The sequence below is a fragment of the Saccharopolyspora indica genome (assembly GCF_027853965.1).
In the GTDB taxonomy this organism is placed as follows: domain Bacteria; phylum Actinomycetota; class Actinomycetes; order Mycobacteriales; family Pseudonocardiaceae; genus Saccharopolyspora; species Saccharopolyspora indica.
Genome location: NZ_JAQGLB010000015.1, coordinates 43,688 through 59,190 on the forward strand (window position 1 = coordinate 43,688; position 15,503 = coordinate 59,190).

Annotated in this window: 13 protein-coding genes; 7 read left to right on the forward strand and 6 right to left on the reverse strand. The window is 69.6% G+C overall.

Translation table 11 applies throughout. From position 1 onward, the window contains the following. Positions 1-45 precede the first annotated feature (45 nt). Positions 46-1,317, reverse strand: coding sequence for an ABC transporter substrate-binding protein (locus OU416_RS27785; protein ID WP_270929982.1), 1,272 nt, complete (start codon positions 1,315-1,317; stop codon positions 46-48). A 115-nt stretch (positions 1,318-1,432) separates the two neighbouring features. Between OU416_RS27785 and OU416_RS27790 the strand changes: the two genes are divergently transcribed. Then, positions 1,433-2,695, forward strand: coding sequence for an RNA-guided endonuclease InsQ/TnpB family protein (locus tag OU416_RS27790; protein WP_270929983.1), 1,263 nt, complete (start codon positions 1,433-1,435; stop codon positions 2,693-2,695). A 3-nt stretch (positions 2,696-2,698) separates the two neighbouring features. On the opposite strand, the gene OU416_RS27795 is transcribed toward OU416_RS27790, so the two are convergent. Genes OU416_RS27795 through OU416_RS27805 form a run of 3 tightly spaced genes read right to left on the reverse strand, consistent with a single transcriptional unit; the run spans position 2,699 to position 5,445 of the window. Then, positions 2,699-3,526 (reverse strand): carbohydrate ABC transporter permease, encoded by an 828-nt coding sequence (locus tag OU416_RS27795; RefSeq protein WP_270929984.1) that lies wholly within the window; start codon positions 3,524-3,526, stop codon positions 2,699-2,701. Positions 3,527-3,529: 3 nt separating this feature from the next. After that, on the reverse strand, positions 3,530-4,429 hold the full coding sequence (locus OU416_RS27800; RefSeq protein ID WP_270929985.1) for a carbohydrate ABC transporter permease: 900 nt from the start codon (positions 4,427-4,429) through the stop codon (positions 3,530-3,532). Continuing rightward, positions 4,426-5,445 carry a LacI family DNA-binding transcriptional regulator gene (locus tag OU416_RS27805; protein ID WP_270929986.1) on the reverse strand — a complete coding sequence of 340 codons (1,020 nt, stop codon included), beginning with the start codon at positions 5,443-5,445 and terminating at the stop codon, positions 4,426-4,428. Before OU416_RS27805 ends, OU416_RS27800 begins: the two co-directional genes overlap by 4 nt. Positions 5,446-5,667: 222 nt before the next feature. Here OU416_RS27805 and OU416_RS27810 point away from each other — a divergent pair, with 222 nt between their 5' ends. From OU416_RS27810 to OU416_RS27825, 4 genes are all read left to right on the forward strand, one after another. Continuing rightward, entirely contained in the window at positions 5,668-5,889 is a 222-nt protein-coding gene (locus tag OU416_RS27810) for a PAS domain-containing protein (protein WP_270929987.1), read from the forward strand. A 244-nt stretch (positions 5,890-6,133) separates the two neighbouring features. Beyond that, positions 6,134-6,694 carry a hypothetical protein gene (locus OU416_RS27815; protein WP_270929988.1) on the forward strand — a complete coding sequence of 187 codons (561 nt, stop codon included), beginning with the start codon at positions 6,134-6,136 and terminating at the stop codon, positions 6,692-6,694. A 184-nt stretch (positions 6,695-6,878) separates the two neighbouring features. Further along, positions 6,879-8,105, forward strand: coding sequence for a serine hydrolase domain-containing protein (locus OU416_RS27820; RefSeq protein WP_270929989.1), 1,227 nt, complete (start codon positions 6,879-6,881; stop codon positions 8,103-8,105). 162 nt (positions 8,106-8,267) lie between these two features. Next, positions 8,268-9,491: a PLP-dependent cysteine synthase family protein gene (locus tag OU416_RS27825; protein ID WP_270929990.1), complete on the forward strand. Its 1,224-nt coding sequence runs from the start codon at positions 8,268-8,270 to the stop codon at positions 9,489-9,491. A 52-nt stretch (positions 9,492-9,543) separates the two neighbouring features. Here OU416_RS27825 and OU416_RS27830 read toward each other — a convergent pair whose 3' ends face one another. Beyond that, positions 9,544-11,472, reverse strand: coding sequence for a thiamine pyrophosphate-binding protein (locus OU416_RS27830; RefSeq protein WP_270929991.1), 1,929 nt, complete (start codon positions 11,470-11,472; stop codon positions 9,544-9,546). Positions 11,473-11,835: 363 nt separating this feature from the next. Between OU416_RS27830 and OU416_RS27835 the strand changes: the two genes are divergently transcribed. Both OU416_RS27835 and OU416_RS27840 read left to right on the forward strand, forming a co-directional pair. Beyond that, positions 11,836-12,789, forward strand: coding sequence for an ankyrin repeat domain-containing protein (locus OU416_RS27835; RefSeq protein ID WP_270929992.1), 954 nt, complete (start codon positions 11,836-11,838; stop codon positions 12,787-12,789). A gap of 89 nt (positions 12,790-12,878) precedes the next feature. Next, positions 12,879-14,609, forward strand: coding sequence for a PucR family transcriptional regulator (locus OU416_RS27840; RefSeq protein ID WP_270929993.1), 1,731 nt, complete (start codon positions 12,879-12,881; stop codon positions 14,607-14,609). On the opposite strand, the gene OU416_RS27845 is transcribed toward OU416_RS27840, so the two are convergent. Further along, on the reverse strand, positions 14,606-15,211 hold the full coding sequence (locus tag OU416_RS27845; protein ID WP_270929994.1) for a GAF domain-containing protein: 606 nt from the start codon (positions 15,209-15,211) through the stop codon (positions 14,606-14,608). The two genes, OU416_RS27840 and OU416_RS27845, sit on opposite strands and share 4 nt — an antisense overlap. Between the last annotated feature and the right edge of the window lie 292 nt (positions 15,212-15,503).

Here is a 15,503-nt window from a genome sequence, read left to right on the forward strand (position 1 = left end):
CGAAGTGGACTGGCGGCGGAGCTGCCGCCGGTCCGCCTGCGACTGCTAGCGCGTGATGTTCTGCCAGCCGTCGGTGAGTTCCTTGGCCAGCCCGGCGGAATCGGTCTGCTGCGCGAGGAACCGCTGGTAGGCCGGTGTGGCGACGGTGTCCTTCCACTGCGCGTACTTGTCCGCGAACAGGTAGGGCGCCGAGGTCAGGTGCTCACCGGTGGCCAGGATGGCGTCCCAGCCGTTCTGCGCGCCGAGCTTCTCGGCCAGCGCGTTGCGCGCCGAGGTGGTCGGCGGGATCAGCGCGTCCGCCTCGTTGAGCGCCACCAGGTTCTCGGTGCTGGTGAAGAACTCGATGAACTGGGCGGCCTGCTCGACGTGCTCGGAGTCGACGTTCACCGAGAGGGTCTGCGGGTTGGCCGCCTGCGCGGGCCCGGCCGGTCCGGCCAGCGGCGGCAGCACGATCCAGTCGAGGCCGGCCGGGGCGTCCTTCGCGATGTTCGCCGCCTGGAACGAGCCCTGCACCGTCATGGCGACCTGTCCCGCGTAGAACGGGGCGAGCGCATTGGCGCCGGTCTGCGTGAGGGTGACCGGGAGGATCGACTTGTCCTGGAAGGCCATCTGGCCGACGAGCTCGGGCAGCGCCATCTCGCCCTGGCCGATCTGGGCCGTGGTGGCCTCACCGCTGCCCTGGAAGTACTGCCCGCCGAAACCGGGTGCCAGCGCCACGAACGCCGCCGTCGGGCTCTTCAGGCCCCAGCCGAGGCCGTAGGTGCCGTCCTTGGTGGTGGCCTTGGCGATCTCCCGCAGCTGCTCCCAGGACATCGTCGGACCGGTGGGGATCTCGACGCCCGCCTGCTGGAGCAGGGTCTTGTTCGCGAAGACCACGTAGGACTGCATCTCGGTCGGGTAGCCGATCACCTTGCCGTCGGCGGTGACGGAGTCGAGCACGCCCTTCGGGATGTCCGCGCGCTTGGCCTCCGACAGGTGCGGGGTGAGGTCGGCGAGGTAGCCGTCCTTGGCGAACGGGACGATCCCGGCGGCCTCGTAGTGCACGATGTCGGGTGCGCTGCCCGAGTTGAACTGGGTGATGAGCTTGTCGTAGACCCCGTCCCAGCCCGCGGGCACGACCTCCACCCGCGCGTCGGGGTGCTGCTGGTTCCAGGCCTCGACGATCTTGTTCGTGGCTTCGATCGCGGCCGGCTGGTCGGACAGGGACTGGAAGGTCATGGTGACCGGTCCCGACTGGTCGCCACCGCTGCCGCAGGCGGTCAGCAGCAGGCTCGCGGTCAGCAGGCAAGAGCCGATTAACGTGCGTCTGGACCTCATCTGAATCCAATCTGCGGGTACCTCGGCCTTCAGGCCGGGGAGGGGCAGGTCTCGGGTGTTCTTCGGTGACCACCCGAGATCACTACTTTCAAGTTGACGTAATAGTGTGTGGACGATGTCCGGGACGCAGGTGAAGCGGGCGTATAAGTACCGTTTCTATCCGACTGATGCGCAGCGAGGGGAGTTGCTGCGCACGTTCGGCTGTGTCCGGAAGGTCTACAACCTCGCTTTGGATGCGAGGACCCGCGCGTGGTTCACCGAGCAGCGCCGGGTGAACTACAACGAAACCTCGACCATGCTCACTGCGTGGAAGAAGTCCGAGGACTTGGCGTTTTTGGGTGAGGTGTCGTCGGTGCCGTTGCAGCAGGCGTTGCGGCATCTTCAGGGCGCGTTCACGGCGTTTTTCGACAAGCGCGCGAAGTACCCGCGGTTCAAGTCCCGCAAGCGTTCCCGCGCATCGGCGGAGTACACCCGCTCGGCGTTCAGGTATCGCGACGGGCAACTCACGCTGGCGAAGATGCCCGAGCCACTGAATATCGTGTGGTCTCGTCCGCTGCCGGAGGGCACCGATCCCTCGACGGTGACGGTTTCGCGCGATTCGGCAGACCGGTGGTTCGTGTCCATGCTGGTGGAAACCGCTGTCGAGCACCACGAACCCACCACCAGCATGGTCGGCGTGGACGCGGGGATTTCTTCGCTGGTCACCTTGTCGACCGGCGAGAAGATCACCAACCCCAGACACTCCGACCGGGAACGAACCCGCCTCGCGAAAGCGCAGCGGAGCCTTGCCCGGAAGGACAAGGGCAGCAACAACCGCGACAAGGCCCGCCTCAAGGTCGCCCGGATTCAAGCGAAGATCACTGACCGCAGGCGGGACAACCTGCACAAGGTCACCACTCGACTCGTCCGTGACAACCAAACGGTCGTGATCGAAGACCTCTCCGTGCGCAATTTGATGAAGAACCGGAAACTCGCGCGTGCTATCGGTGATGCGTCGTGGAGCGAGTTTCGTTCGATGCTGGAGTACAAGTGCGCCTGGTATGGGCGGGACCTGGTCGTGATCGACCGCTGGTTTCCCTCGTCGAAGATGTGCTCCGCGTGCGGCGAGCTCGCCGGGAGCATGCCGCTCAAAGTCCGTGAATGGACCTGCGAAGGCTGCGGAGTACGGCATGACCGGGACATCAACGCCGCGCGCAACATTGTGGCCGCCGGGCTGGCGGTGTCGGCCTGTGGAGCAGGTGTAAGACCTCAACGGGAGACCTCCCGGACGGGGCGACCGGCTGTGAAGCAGGAACTTTCCGGCGCGAGCCGGAAGGGAATCCCCGCCCTTCAGGGCAGGGTGCAGTCAACGTCCACCTTTCACGGCTGGTGCGGGTGACACTCATCCCTTCACCGCCCCCGCCATGAGCCCACTGGTGAGCCTGCGGCGCAGGAGGGTGAAGAAGACGATGCTGGGGATCGCCGCGAGCACCGCTCCCGCGGCCAGCGGCCCGAGCGCGACCTTGCCCTCGCCCCCGATGAACATCTTCAGGGTGATCGGCAGCGTGTAGTTCTCCGGCGACTGCAGCAGGACCAGGGCGAAGAAGAACTCGTTCCACGAGGCGACGAAGCTGAACATCGCCGTGGCGACGATGCCCGGCGTCAGCAGCGGGAACACGATCGAGCGGAGCACGGTGAACCGGCTCGCGCCGTCCACCGACCCGGCCTCTTCGAGCTCGACCGGCACCGACGCGACGTAGCCCTGCAGCATCCACAGCGCGAACGGCAGCATGTATGTCGTGTGCACCAGCACCAGCCCGACCAGGCTGTCGGTCAGCCCGAACGTCCGCAGCACGAGGAACAGCGGCAGGACCACGAGGACGACCGGGAACACCTGGCTCACCAGGATCCAGGTCACGCCGGCCATCCGGACCTTGCCCCGCACCCTGGCGAGCACGTACGAGGCGGGCAGCGCGATCACGATCACCAGCGCGGTCGACACCAGCGCCACCACGAGGCTGTTCGACGCGGAGCGGACCAGCCCCTGCCGGTCGAGGGCCTGCGAGTAGTTCTCCCAGTGCCACTGCTGCGGCAGCAGGCTCACCGACAGCGAGTTGAGCTCGGCGGAGGACTTCACCGAGGCCGAGATCAGCCACAGCAGGGGGAACCCGAGGAACAGCAGGTAGGCGGCGAGCGCCGCGTACTGGGCGGGGCGGATCAGGAGGCGCATGGCTCACCGCGCTTTCTCGGTGCGGTCGTGGCGGAACTGCGCCCGCAGGTACAGCGCGAGCACGGCCACGATGACGATGACGAGCACGACGCCCATCGCGGCGGCGTAGCCGATGTTGCGGTTCTTGAACGCCTCCAGGTACACGAACAGCACCGGGACCATCGTCCGCCCGCCGGGGCCGCCCTCGGTGAGCACGTAGACCAGGGCGAAGGAGTTGAAGTTCCAGATGAAGTTCAGCGAGGTGATCGAGGTGACGATCGGGCGCAGGCTCGGCCAGGTCACGGCGGTGAACCGGCGCCAGGCCCCGGCGCCGTCCACGGCGGCCGCCTCGTGCAGGTCGGCGGGGATCTGCTGGAGCCCGGCCAGCAGCGTGATGGTGGTCTGCGGCATCCCGACCCACACGCCGACGACGATCACGGCGGGCAGCGCGGTGGAGAAGTCGCCGAGCCAGTTGATGTCGCCGGGCAGGCCGATGCCGTCGAGGAACGCGTTGAGCGGGCCCCCGTTGGCCGAGTAGATCATCTGCCACATGATCGCCACGACCACGGGCGGCATCGCCCACGGGACGAGCGCGAGCACCCGGGTGAGGCCCTGCAGGCGCAGGCCCGAGTTGAGCAGCAGCGCCAGGCCCATGGCGGCCGCGAGCTGGAGCAGCGTGACGCTGACCGTCCAGATCAGCCCGATCCGCAGCGAGTCCCAGAACAGCGAGTTGCCCGCCAGGAGCGCGAAGTTGTCCAGCCCCACCACGTCGTAGTCGGGCTTGCGGACCAGCCGCGCGTCGGTGAAGGCCAGCGCGATCCCGACGACCAGCGGCGCGATGCTGAGCACCAGGATCGGGATCAGCGACGGCATGACCAGCGCGGCGACCTCGCGCCGCCGGGCGCGCACCATGGGCGTGCTCATGACTCCGGTCCGTCCGTTGTGGACTCCCGCACGATGAGCTCGGGTCCCACGGCCACCTGCCGCGCCGCCCGGTCCGGGTCGTCGGTGAGGCCGAGCACGAGCTCGGCCGCCGCGCGCCCGCGCTCGGTCGAGCCGAGGGACACGCTCGTCAGGCCCGGCAGGAAGACCCGGCCGAGCTCGGTGTCGTCCATCCCGGTCATGGCCACGTCCCCGGGCACCGCCAGCCCGAACTCGCGCGCGGCCCGGATCGCCCCGATGGCGAGCAGGTCGTTGGCCGCCACGACGGCGTCGAGCTGCTCGGCGGGGCCGGACGCGCGGGCGAAGAGCCGCCGCGCGGCGTCGAGCCCGGCCGCGACGGTGAAGTCGTCGGCGATCTCGGTCTCGACGCGCTCGAACCCACCGGCGGCCGCGTCGAAGCCGCGTTGCCGGGACGCGCCCGGCGTCGTGTCGAGCGGGCCGTTGAGGAAGCCGATGCGGCGGCGACCGCACGAGCGCACGTGCTCGACGGCCGCGCCGATCCCGGCCGCGGAGTCGGTGGAGACCGAGCTGACGCCGTGGTCGCCCATCGCGCGCCCGATGACCACGACGGGCACCGGCGCCTGCTGGATCTCCGCGATCAACCGGTCGTCGGTGCGCAGCGGGACGATGATCATCCCGTCGACGAAGCCGCTGTTCAGGCTGCGCACCAGCTCGGCGGCGGAGTCGGCGGTGTCGCCGGTGGTCATGACCACGACCCGGAAGCCGTGCGGGGCGAGCACCTCGTGGATGCCGCGCATCATCTCCACGTAGACCGGGTTGCCGATGTCGGCGATGGCGAAGGCGATCTGGAAGGTCTTCTTCATCCGCAGCGAGCGCCCGATCGCGTCCACGCTGTAGCCGAGCTCGGCGGCCGCCGCCCGGACCCGCTCGACCATCGCCTTGCTCGCGCCGGTCCCGTGGAGGGCGCGGGAGGTGGACGCCAGCGAAACCCCCGCACGTTCGGCCACCTGCAAGAGCGTGGCCCGCGTCGACGTCATCGTCCCCTCCATGTCGTGCGCGGCAGGGCCGCGGAAACGTTTCCAGCCCGAGTCCGAGGAAGACCTGAAAACGTTTCCAGACTGTGTGGCGGCGATAGTGCCACCCGCTCCGGTGCGGTGTCAATCACAGTCCGGGGCGGCCTCGCGGACCGGCCGGGGACTCGGAACGGCCTCGCACCGGAGCAGTCCGAGGGCTGCGCACCGCATGGGAAGATCACGTCCGTGACGCACGGCGAAACCGAGCGGCACGGCGCGCCGCCGGACGGAACCGCACTCTTCCGCTGCATCGAAGGCAGTTTCCGGTCGATCGTCGGTGGTGAGCTGGTGCCGCTGGAGCGCGACGACGACTCCCGGCGGCGGTGGCTCTACGAGCGGGCGCCGTTCGGCGTCCTCGCCCACGAAAGCGGTTCCGACCTGATCAGGCAGTGGCGCGACGTCACGTGATCCGATCGGAGGACACTGTGGACTGTCCGGGCTGATCTCGGCGACAGTTCGACTGAACTGCGGATTTCTTTTTGCGGACAAGGTGTTTCAGAGAGCGCTGTTGATATCGAGGGGGTAACGCTTGGCGGGATCGGTGAACCGCCGCGGGGTGGGCCGCATCTGAGCAACTGCCGCACCGAGAGCTCGAACCGGATTCTCCGGCGCGGCGCCCGGCACCGCACCACCAAGAGGAGACACGCCGATCATGACCTACGCCCCCGTCGCCGCGCCCGCGCCCGTGCAGGCGCCGAAGCGCCCGGTGCTGCTGTTCGTCCTGCAGATCTTCGCCGGACTGTCCGGACTGCTGCCGATCGTCGCCGGAATCCTGAACCTCGCAGGCGGCCGCCAGCTGGCCGAGGACGAGCTGGTCAACAACATCAACCGCATCGAGCCCGGGCTGATGGACGAAGCGGGCCTGAGCGAGGACTCGTTCGTCGAGCTGATGCGCAGCACCGGCCAGTGGGAAGGATTCGTCGCCGACTTCCAGGGCGCCATGGCCACCTGGGCGGGCATCGAGCTCGGGTTCGGCGTCCTGCTGCTGGTGTGGACGTTCTTCGCGCGCACGATCTGGGCCCGAGTGCTGCTCACGGTGTTCTCGGTGCTCGCCTTCATCGTCCACTTCGCCGCGATCGGCACCTCGGCGATGGGATCGGACCTGGTCGGCGGCATGCTCGTGGCCGCATGGCCCTGCGGCCTGCTGACGCTCGTGTTCTGCTGGCTCCCGCCGGTCAACCGCTACGCCAGGGCGCTGAAGCAGGTCCGCTGATCGCGGCGCCGCTTCCCGTCGGCTGCTCGATGCCCGCACCTCGCGGTCGGGTGTATCGCGGGCGTATCGGAAATCGCATACGCCACCGCAACAGTCCGGGGTCTTCGGTGAAGCCACGGACCGCGACCCATCCGCACGCGGGTGGTGCGTGCGTCGGCTTGTCGATCGGGAGGGGATTGTGCTCGTGGGTTCGGATTCCGCACGTGGTGTCGACCGGCGGCGGCTGCTCGGGTGGAGCGGGTTGGCAGCCGCCGGTGCGGCGGCCGGTGCGCCGCTGGTGAACCGCGCGGCCTCCGCCGCGCCGGAGCGGTCGCGGCGCGACCAGATCCCTCCGGACACCCTGCCCGGCGGGGCCTACGACCGGTACGTGGCGGAACTGGCCGCGGCGGACAAGTTCTCCGGCGTGGTGCTGCTGGCGCACCAGGGCCGGACGGTGCTGTCGCGCAGCTACGGCATGGCCGACAAGGAAAGGGGCATCCGCAACCACGAGGATGTCGCGTTCAACCTGTCCTCGGGGAGCCAGCCCTTCTTGTCGGTGGCGATCCTGCAGCTGGTGCAGCAGGGCCGGGTGGCGCTGTCGGACGCGGTGGGCACCCATCTCACGGGCTTCGCCGAGGAGATCGCCGAGCAGGTGACCATCCACCACCTGCTCACCCCGCTCTCCGGGCTGGACGCCCCGATGCCGGACTGGCAACGCGTCTTCCACAGCAGGGAGGAAGTGCACGAGCACCACGAGCGGTGGACCCGGCAGGCCGAACTGGTCGCCGTTCCCGGTTCGGGCGACAACAGCCACCGCCCCGGCGGCGGTGCCGCCCTGGCCATCGCCGCGCAGATCGTGGAGGCCGTGACCGGCACGACGTTCTGGGACTACGTGCACCAGCACGTCTTCGGGCGCTGCGGCATGACCGGCTCGGCGTTCTACACCAGGGAGCAGTGGCTCACCGACGAGCACATCGCGCACCCGTACCTGCTCCAGGCGGACGGCAGCCGGCTGGACGCCGTCCACAACCTGGACGAGGGCGACCGGAACCCGGGCCGCGGCTTCATCGGCCACGCCTCGGGCGACGGTTTCGCCACCGCGCCGGACCTGGTCCGGTTCGCCACCGCGCTGCGCGACGGCACGGTGCTGGACGGACCCCACGCCGACCTGTTCGCCGGGCCCAAGCTCCCCGGTCCCGGCCCCTCGTCGTACGAGGCGTACACGATGCCGGTCTCGGTCATCGGCGGCCAGTGGGTGATCGGGCGCGGCGGCGGCACCGGCGGCGGGTCCGCCAACTGGACCATCTACCCGGACAGCGGTTGGGTCGGCGTCGTCCTCAGCAACTACGACGAGGTACCGGTTCAGGAGATCTGCCTGCAGGAGATCAAGGCCATCACCGGTGTGGCGCTCGACCCGCCGGGCGGCGGCTGAGGGGCGCCGGTTCGGGCATCCCATCGGGCGTCAAACGTCACTCGTCGGCGCGCGGTTCGCCAGTTGTCCCTGTTGTGCCGGATGTCGCGTTCTACGTTGGTGCGCGGTGACGTTCGGCGGAGGGGAAGGCGGATCCCTCCCGTTGCTCCACGGAGGGTTCGCATGACCGCATCAGAGGCAGAGGTTCTTCCGTACGAGGCGGAGCTGGCGAACGGCGCTGTCCCGGCGCAGCGCCGGGACAGCGTGACCGTCGGTGAGATGCCCGCCCTGGACGACCTGGACAACCCGCACTACCGGGACGAGCGGCGGTGGGTGGCCGGGTGCGTGGCCCGGATCCGGGCGATGCCGCGCCCGGCGACCCCGCTGCACGAGATCGCGCTCCCGGCGCAGCTGAACGGGCTGAAGCTGTACGTCAAGGACGAGACGGCCCATCCCACGAAGAGCCACAAGCACCGGCTCGCCGAGGCGTTGTTCCTCAACGCCTTCGCCAACGGCTGGCTGCGCAGCGACGGTCCGGTCGTGGAGGCCTCCAGCGGATCCACGGCCATCTCCGAGGCGTGGTTCTGCCGCGAGCTCGGGATGCGGTTCCTGGCCGTCGTGCCCGCGGGCACCGCTGCCCGGAAGAAGAAGGCGATCACCGAGCTGGGCGGTGAGATCAAGGAGGCGTCCGGCGCGGCGATCTCGGCGGTGGCCCGCAAGACGGCGCAGGAGACCAACGGGCACTTCATGGACCAGTTCACCTACGCCGAGCGGGCCTACGACTGGCGCGCCGAGCACGGGATCGCCGCCGAGGTGATCGAGGCCGTGGACCCGGACTGGTTCGTCATGGGCGCCGGCACCGGCGGGACCGCGGCCTCCGTGGCCCGCTACGCCCGGTACACCGACCGGAAGGTCAAGGTCTGCGTCACCGACCCGGAGAACTCCGCCTTCTTCCCCGGCTGGCGGGACAACGATCGCGCGGCGACCGCCCCGGGCTCCCGCATCGAGGGCATCGGCCGCCCCCTGGTCGAGCCGTCGTTCCTCTTCCCGCTGGTCAACCGGATGATCCAGGTGCCGGACCCGGCGTCGATCGCCGCGATGCGGGTGGCCGCCGACCGCCTGGGAGTCCGGCCCGGTGCGTCGACCGGAACCGCGCTGTACGGGGCGCTGAAGATCCTCCACGGCATGCACGAGCGGGGCGAGACCGGCACGGTCGTCACCGTGCTGTGCGATCCGGGTGAACGCTACCTCGACACCTACTACGACGACGACTGGCTGCTGCAGCGCGGCATCGATCACGCCCCGTGGGTGCCGGTCGTCGAGGACTTCCTCGACCACGGCACGTGGAACCCGCCGACGAGCTGGGCGGCGCCGCCGGTTCCGGCGACCGTCCTGTGGAACATGTGATCGGCCGGGGCGTCGTGCAGCTCGACGACGAGCTGCACGACACCACCGCTGGTCAGGCAGGGCCGAAGTTCCAGATCACCCGCTGACCGGCATCGCCCCGCAGCGCACCGGTCCGGCCGGTCGCGCTGATGTCGACCTCGGTCATGTCGGGAAGATCCGGGTCGGTGAGGACCTCCACGACGTAGGGCTTGCCCGCGTCGACCTCCTGGACCGCGCGGGTCAGCACCTCTTCGAGGTCGTCCGCGGATTCGACCAGGCAGCCGTCGACGCCGAACCCCGCGGCCAGCTCCACGAACGACAGCTGGGGGTTCCCGTCGAGTTCGAGGTACTCGGCCGGGCCGCTGGGCTCCCAGGCGTAGGACTTGCGCAGCACGTCCAGCCCGACCCGGAGCGTCTTGTACTGCTTGTTGTTCGTGATCAGGTACAGCACCGGGAGCTGGAACTTGGCCGCGGTCCACCAGGTGTTCAGGTAGAACAGCGCCGAACCGTCGCCCACCGCGTTGACCACGATGGGCCGCTCGCCCGCCGGCTCCCCGGCTCCGCGCACCGCACCGGCGACGCCGAGGCTGGCGGGCATCGAGTACCCCAGCGAGCCTCCCTCGGACGACGTGTAGCCGGTCGGGGAGTCGAAGCGCAGCCCCTGCTGGAAGTCCAGGGTGTCCGAGCAGGCCTCGTTGATCAGGCGGATCGAGTGGTTGCTCAGAACCCCGTTGAGCACGTCCACCAGCATCGCGGGAGCGACGCCCCGCTCCGGGACCTCCTTCGCCCGCTGCCGGAATTCGCCGGCGAGTTCCCGGTCCTCCTGCGCCAGCTCCTCGTTCAGGCGGTCCACGTGCCCCTGGTCGTAGCGGGGATGGGTCTTGACCGCCGCGGTGATCTTGGGCAGGGCGTCCCTGATGTCGCCCAGCGGCGCCGCCGCCCCGTAGTGGTTCTTGCCGATCTGCCACGGGTCGTTGTGCAGGTAGACCTGGGTCAGGTGCGCGGGGATCAGCGGCCCCTCGTCCCAGTTGTAGATCACGAGCTGCGCCTGCGCGTTGAAGCCGCACAGGAACACGGTGTCCCGCACCGCTTCCTCGTCCTTGCGCCCCAGGACCTGCCGGACCTGCTGCTGGACGCTCGGCAGCTCGCCCCGCGCGTGCGCCAGGTGGTACGGGTAGTTGAGGTAGCTGCTGAGCTGCTCGGTGTACACCGGGGCGCCGATGGCCGTGGCCAGGTCCTGGAGTTCGCGCCACGCCCCGGCTTCGCCGACCCCGTCGCCGGCGACGATGACCGGGTACCGGGACCTGGCCAGGAGATCGGCGGCCTTGTCCAGCTCGGAGGGCTGCGCCTGGAACTCGCCTGCGATCCGGGTGAACCGGCCGCGCTGCGGATCGGCCCCCGGCTGCACCAGGAACTCCCACGGGATCGACAGGAACACCGGCCCCATCGGCGGCGCGAGCGCGGTCTTCAGCGCGCGCTGCATGGCCATGCCGATCTCGTCGGGACCGCGCACCTCGTAGGCCCACTTGGTGTACTGCTGGGCGACCTGGACCAGGTCCGACCCCAGCAGCGGTTCCTGGATGAGGAGGTTGCTGTGCTGCTGGCCGCACAGCACCAGCAGCGGGACGTGCGACCGGGACGCGTTGAAGAGGTTCCCGATCGCGTGGCCGACTCCCGGCGTGACGTGCAACCCGACCACGCCGGGCACGACTTCGCCGCTGCCGGTCCGCCGGTGGCGCGCGTACCCCATCGCGGCGCCGAGGGCGATGTTCTCGTGCAGGCAGGGCACGTACTCGATCCGGTTCTCCGGAACGTCGGTGCCGTCGATGAGCGGGATCTCGTTGGTACCGGGAACTCCGTAGAGCCGGTCGACACCTGCGGTCCTGAGGTAGTCGAAGATGATGTCCCGGCCCAGCCGGGGGTTGTTCTCCTGCTCGATCGGGAGCCACTGCGCGGACTGCCCGTGCTCGGTCTCGGTCACCTCGTTCTCCTCCTCGGTCATCGAGTCGTGAACCCGGCGGTGCTGTGCGGCGCTGCGATCGCAGCCAGGATCCCGTTGCGGGATCAGAGGATTCACCCGCGCGTCGGCACTGCCACCGCACCTGCTGCCGCAGCTCGTGCGAGCTGTCCGCGGCGGTGCGGTTCCCCAGCGAGCACCGGCACGCTTCGTCCCCGGTCGTCGAGCGTTCGTCGTATCCGTCCCCAGCCCGCTCGTGCACGCCGGCGATCACCTGCCGACTGCGACCCGAAGGTAACAGGACCCCCCGGTGCCGCAGGGCGGATCGCGACAACCGGGGAAATCCCTCGCGTGTCGGTGGGGTGGGGCATGATCACCGACCTGTCCCGCACTTCTCGAAGGAGGAACGTGGTTACTGCCGATGGATCCGGCTGGGCCGGTCTGGGTTTCCGCGACTGGATGGACTACGACCTGATCCGGGCGCGGCTCGATGCCGGCGCGGATCCGAACGCCCCCGCGTGGGGGAGCAGGCCCCTGCACGCGGCGGCCGAGCGCGGTTCACCGGAGGTCGTCGCGGAGCTGGCGCGTCGCGTCGACGATCTCGACGCGGAGCACGAGGGCGCCACGGCGCTCTGGCTCGCCGTCTACGCCGACCGCCCGGACAACGCACGGGTCCTGGCCGCCGCCGGAGCCGATCCGCGGCTGCCGATGATGGCCGGCTGGTCACCTGCCCGCCTCAGCCTCGCCGGGCCGACCCCCGACCTGTTCGACCTCGAACCCGGGGAGTTCGAGCTGTCCCGGGAAGAAGCCCTCGCGGCGGCCGAAGGGCAGCGGTTGACCGCGGTCCTCGACGGCCTGGGGTTCGCCGACGGGCTCGGCCTGGCCGCGGTCGCGGGAATCAGCGCCGCCGAGGCGGCACGGCGGCTGGAGGCCGTGCCCGTCGAGGGAATCGACCCCGACCCTCACGCCTTCGACCAGGACCTGGACCTCATCGGGGCCACCGATGTGCCCGGTGGCTGCGTCATCAGCCAGCCGTGGGGCTACGCGCCGCAGATGCCGGGTGTGACGAGCCGGCTGTCCGCGGGCACCGTCTGCTACGGCCTCTACGCCAACCCCAAGAGCGGCAACCAGGGGAGCATCGCGCGCGATGGCGCCATCGAAGGCTGGGACCTGCACCCCGGCGGTGACCCCTTTCCCGGTGATCCCGCCGAAGAAGTCCTCGCCGCCTACCTCTACCAGCACAACGCCGTCGCCTACAGCTGCGCCTACGCAGGTCTGCGGCTGACCGACACCCGGGCGATCAACGGCAAACCCGACCGCTGGCTGCGGCTGCCCGAGCGCGACCACTGGGAGTGGCCCTAGGCTGGACTCCGCGCCGCGCCGTGCGGCCTCGGGCCGATGGCCGGACCGCGATCACCGGTGACCAATGTGGACGGTAATGCTGCGGTGCCGTGCGGCCCCTGGCGCGGCGCCGTCGGCACAGCTGGCAGGTTCCGCCGCCGCAACTGCGGACGTCGGATCTCCTGAAAAGCCAACCGGGGCAGCGCTTGCCGGTCATACTGTGGTGGTGTCTCAACCCCAGGATCACATCGGCAACGTCTTCGGCGGTCACCCGCACATCGTCGTTCGGACCGGGGGCGTCGGACGTAGCGCTGGTCTCGGCCATGGCTGCTGACAGGCCCGCGAACTCGGGGCACGACCTGGGGCTGATGCTCCGCGAGGTGACGCAGCCGAACGGTGTGCGCCGCTTGCTGAAGTCGCTGGCGAGCCAGGTCGGCGGCTGGGCGATGTTGCTCGATCAGACCGGTGAACCGGTCGCGGCCGCTCCCGCACCGCCGAAGGACCTGCTGCCGGAGATCGAGGACGCGATCGGCTCCGTCGTCGCCTGCCGACGCCAGTCGGCCTCGATCGAACTCGGCTCGCACTCGGTGTGGATTATCGCCGTCGGCCAGGTGCAACCGTGCCCGATCCTCGTGGTGGCCAAGCACGGCTCGTTTCCCGCGGATGCCGTCGGAACGGTCATGGACGCCGTCCGGTTGCTCGGCCTGCGGGTCTGGGGCGACGGCATCGAACGCAAGCAGGGCGAGGTCAAGCGCGCGGAAGCCCTGACCCGGGAAGCGGTGCTCCACCTGCTCATGGCCGGACATCTCGACGGGGCCCGGCGCGTGGCGGGCGCACTGCGACCGGAACTGCCGGACCGGCTCCGGGTCTGCGTCGTCGAATGCGGTGCCGGCGAGCGGGACGAGTACGCCGATCGTTGTTTCGAAGCGTCTGGTCGAACCGCGTGGATCGTCCGATGTCCCGTCTACGACCAGCAGCTCATCGTGCTGGCGCCGGCGGTGCAGGACCGGCCGGAGTCCGCCGAGTTCGACGCAGTGCTTCAGGAGCTGATCGCGAGCGGACGCGATGTTCACGTGGGAGTGGGCCCGCCTGTGGCGTTGCGCGACACGGCATCCGGCTACGAGCAGGCGTTCCACGCGGTCGCGATGGCGAAGCACGATGCCACCCGGTTCGCCACCTTCGGCCCCGCGACCGCGCTCTCGGCGTTGTTCGGCCGGGCAGGCCAGGAATGGGCGGCGAGCGTGCTCGAGCCGTTGCTCGACTTCACCCCGGAACGCAGCCAGGACCCCGATGGCGACGAGCTGTTGTCGACCTTGCGCTCGTGGCTGAGCTTCTACGGCAAGGCGGCGGCCCAGCTGAAGGTCCACCGCAACACGGTGTCCATCCGGTTGCGCCGCATCGAGCGGATCCTGGGTCGCGACCTCGACGACGTCACCGCGCAGGCGATCCTGGATCTGGCGTTGCGGCTGCTCAACCGCTCGATCCGGCCGCGCAGCGGGCAAGTGCCCGAACTCGACGACCTGCTCGACGCCGCGCCGGTGCGGCAGTGGGCGCGGACGCTGCTCTCGCCCGTGCTCGACAACGATTCACGGCTGGCCCTGACGACGCTGCGCACTTGGCTGGGCTGCGACGCGCGGTTGGAGGAGACCGCCGTTGCACTGGGAATTTCTGTTCCGGGCGCGCGCAAGCGCCTGCTGCGCATCGAAGGAATCCTCGGCAGATCGCTGCTGAACGGGCCGTCGGCCCGGTACGACGTGGTGTTGGCCCTTCGGGCGCTGGACGGCCGGGTGAGCGCGGGCGGTGACACCGGTGCTGCCGGGCACGTCCCCGGTGCGCCCTAGGACGTGGTGTACTCGCCCCGTTCGATCCTGGAGACCAGCTGGGCCGCCATCCGCTTGATGATCTCCAGGCCTTCCCGGCCCCACTCCCGCGGGACCTGATCCACAACGCAGATCGTTCCCAGAGCGGTGCCCGTGCGGTCGATCAGCGGGGCGCCGAGGTAGGCGCGGACGCCGATCTCGTCCGCCACGGGGTTTCCGGAGAAGGGCGCGTAATCGCGGATGTTGTGCAGGACCAGCGCTCGGCGGCGAGCGGCTACGTAGACGCAGTAGCCGTGGTCGCGGTCCATGGTCCGCATCGGATCGTCCGCCGGCAGCGGGGGCGCGGGCTCCGTCTCCGATGCGGTGCCGCTGCGCGTCACGTGCAGGCCCGCGAAGTACTGCCGGTCGTCGTCCATGAAGTTGACCATGGCGAACGGGGCTTCGAGAGTGGCCGCCAGTTCACCGGCGAACTCGTCGAACTCCGGTATTGGCCGACTGCTGATCCCGAGTTCGCGCAGTCGCCGCGAGCGGGCGGCTGCCTCGACGTCCTCGGGTGGGAGGAGCAGGCGATGTCCGTCGACTTTCGGGTACTTCCTCGAAGCAGGGTCGTGCGGGAGGGACAAGGGAACTCCTTGCGGTGATCTGATGTGCGACGGTCGAAAGGGAACTCGATCGCCGGAACCGGTCGTGACGACTCGGAGAACGTCGTCGGACGCCGTTCTCGGGCAGCATGAAGATGCCGATGTGCCATTGCTTTCCCGCCGAAGCGGACGCTGGCGGGCGCGGATCAGTCCCAGGCGAACATGACGTGCCCGAATTCCACGGCTATGTCATGTTCGGCCGAGCGGCGATGGAACATCGGCATCCTGCGAGCGGTGATGTTCTCGTCCATCACCGGAATTGAGCTGAGCGGCG

Excerpts from the sequence above, each read along its gene's own strand:
- OU416_RS27785 (WP_270929982.1), bottom strand. The coding sequence starts at position 1,317 with ATGAGGTCCAGACGCACGTTAATCGGCTCTTGCCTGCTGACCGCGAGC.
- OU416_RS27790 (WP_270929983.1), top strand. The coding sequence starts at position 1,433 with ATGTCCGGGACGCAGGTGAAGCGGGCGTATAAGTACCGTTTCTATCCG.
- OU416_RS27795 (WP_270929984.1), bottom strand. The coding sequence starts at position 3,526 with ATGCGCCTCCTGATCCGCCCCGCCCAGTACGCGGCGCTCGCCGCCTAC.
- OU416_RS27800 (WP_270929985.1), bottom strand. The coding sequence starts at position 4,429 with ATGAGCACGCCCATGGTGCGCGCCCGGCGGCGCGAGGTCGCCGCGCTG.
- OU416_RS27805 (WP_270929986.1), bottom strand. The coding sequence starts at position 5,445 with ATGACGTCGACGCGGGCCACGCTCTTGCAGGTGGCCGAACGTGCGGGG.
- OU416_RS27815 (WP_270929988.1), top strand. The coding sequence starts at position 6,134 with ATGACCTACGCCCCCGTCGCCGCGCCCGCGCCCGTGCAGGCGCCGAAG.
- OU416_RS27825 (WP_270929990.1), top strand. The coding sequence starts at position 8,268 with ATGACCGCATCAGAGGCAGAGGTTCTTCCGTACGAGGCGGAGCTGGCG.
- OU416_RS27830 (WP_270929991.1), bottom strand. The coding sequence starts at position 11,472 with ATGACCGAGGAGGAGAACGAGGTGACCGAGACCGAGCACGGGCAGTCC.